This is a genomic window from Sphingobium sp., from assembly GCF_035511395.1.
Taxonomy (GTDB): domain Bacteria; phylum Pseudomonadota; class Alphaproteobacteria; order Sphingomonadales; family Sphingomonadaceae; genus Sphingobium.
In genome coordinates this window covers 1-2,316 of the sequence record NZ_DATKFP010000172.1, presented here as the reverse complement: position 1 = coordinate 2,316, position 2,316 = coordinate 1, and the positions used below count along the sequence as shown (strand labels likewise).

The 2,316-nt window shown below is 61.5% G+C and carries 1 protein-coding gene and 1 pseudogene; both read left to right on the top strand.

Annotated features, from left to right (window positions below):
* Positions 1-215 precede the first annotated feature (215 nt).
* A complete protein-coding gene (locus VMR39_RS11690; protein WP_325416134.1) occupies positions 216-515 on the top strand; it encodes a ribbon-helix-helix protein, CopG family in 300 nt (99 codons plus the stop codon).
* A pseudogene (locus VMR39_RS11685) lies at positions 512-2,023 on the top strand (type IV secretion system DNA-binding domain-containing protein); the annotation flags it as partial. The gene VMR39_RS11690 and the pseudogene VMR39_RS11685, both read left to right, overlap by 4 nt.
* Positions 2,024-2,316 lie beyond the last annotated feature (293 nt).

Sequence of the window (2,316 nt, the reverse complement as noted above, 5' to 3'; positions counted from 1 at the left end):
TTGCCGCTTCGATCGAGAAGGCGGCGGCCCAAAGCCTAGCAAATCCCTACTCCTCGCTTGAGACACCCCGCGGTGGGTAACAGCCGGAACGCGTTCCTACAATCTTCCGGCTAGAGAATTTTTGAATCTCGTAACTTGCGTCACAAATGCGGATTCGGTAACATGCCAGAGCTTCATGACATCTGCGAAGGTCTCCGGACAAGGAGGCACTTCGCTTGCCCAAGCTCAATTTCCGTCTCGATGAGTCGCTGCATGCTGCCTTGATGCGCCGTGCTCGCGGTGCGAACCTGTCCTTGTCCGGCTTCATACGGCAACTGCTTGAGCAGGCGGTCGACGAACGCAAGCGCTACGTCTTCTCCTCCCAGGACGAGATCCTCGCCACTTCGATCCAGATATTATCGATCGTCGCGACGTCCGTCGGCCAGCAGTCTCCCAAGGCGCTCGAGCAGGGGATGGCGCAGGCCCGCGCTATTCTCGCCGAACGCGGTCTGCTCGGTGGGGAGGATCTCCAGTGAGCATCTTCCGCAACGATATGCTGGGCTCCTGGACGCGCGGCGGGCAGGCGATCGTCCACAACGTCCGCATGACCACCCAGGTCTTTTACCAGACGATATTAGCCGGCTTCATCATCTGGATCATCGGCACGCTTTGGTATGCGTTCGAGAAATCGACCGAATATGAGCGTTTCGTCCTGCTCAAGCTTGCCGAGGCGATGATCAAGGTCGACGCGGCTGGCGGGACCAATGACCCGGTGCAGTTTCGCACGCCAGAAGGCGTGGATTACTGGACTTCGGCGGACTGGCTGGTCGCCTCGGCGCTCGCGAACAAGACCCTGCGGTCTTTCGAGGGCTATCTGCTGCACGGGGCACTGATTTCCGGGCTGTTCGCGTTTGCCATGCTCGGCTGGGCGTGGTTCTATTTCACGCGGACGGGCAGGGGGCTCGGCTCCAACGAATATTTGCGCGGCGCGCGCTTTGGCACCATCCGCCAAGTTCGACGCGCGCTGTGGGGCCAGAAAAAAGGGCCGCTCGTCATCGGGGCCGTTCCAGTTCCCGAAGCCTTCGAGCCCGAGCATATCCTGCTGTGCGGCGCTCCGGGTACCGGCAAGACCAATCTCATCGTCGGCATGCTTGAGGGTATCCGCAAATCAGGCCGTCGCGCGATTGTCTATGACACCGCCGGCACCTTCGTCGAGAAATTCTACCGGCAAGGCACCGACATGCTGCTCAACCCGCTCGACCAGCGGACGGCGCGGTGGTCGCCCTGGGTCGATGTGCCGCGCGACTATCATTATGATCAAATCGCCGAGTCGACGATTCCCGACAAGCATGGCGATCCCTTCTGGGCGAAGGCGGCGCGGGGCACGCTGGTCGCGGTCATGCGCAAACTCGCGCGTCAGAAACACACCTATGTCTCGGTCCTGCTCGATCGGCTCTTGCGTTCGAAGCTCAAGGATCTGGCCGCCTTCGTCACCGGCACGGACGCCGCCGCCTTCATCAGCACGGAAGGCGAACGGACATCCGCCGGCATCCAGGCCGAACTCGCCTCGGTGATGCGCAGCTTCAGCTATCTCGACGATACCGAGGACGCCTTCTCGATCCGCGACTGGGTAGAGAAAGGCGCGGAGGGAAGCTGGCTCTTCATCACGGTGAAAGCCGATCAGCTTCCCTCGCTGCGCCCGCTGATCACGGTGTGGCTCGATATCGCGATCAGTGCGATCATGAGCCTGGCGCCGGATCGCGACCGGCGGCTCTATTGCGTGATCGACGAACTGCCGACGCTGCATAAGTTGCCGTCGCTTTCGGACTTTCTTGCGCGGGCGCGCAAATATGGCGGATGCGGCATATTAGGCTTCCAGTCGTATCCCCAGCTCAAGGCGACCTACGGCAAGGAAGATGCCGCGGCGATCACCGGCTATTGCTCGACCTGGGTGGCGCTGCGGGCGAATGATACGGATACCGCCGATCATGTCTCGATCAACCTTGGTCAGGTCGAACAGGTCGAGGCCAATGAGGGCATGTCCGTGGTCTTGTCGCCCAGCACCGTCCAGCGCTGCGTCCACAGCGGGTTGGGCAGGCCGGGGAATATCTTGGTGAAGGTGCCGCTGCCCTTGCCGTAGCTGATCTTGTAGCCGTGGCACGAGGCGCAGGTAATTGACGCGGGCCAGCAGCGGGCGGGCCACGTCATAGATGACCTTGCTGCCCGCACCCTGCAGGATGGCGTCATAGAATTCGCCGGCCTGGGTGGCCAGTTGCTGGACATTGCCCTTGGTCACGGCCTTTTGCAGATCCTTGTGGATGCGGGCCAGACGCTTGA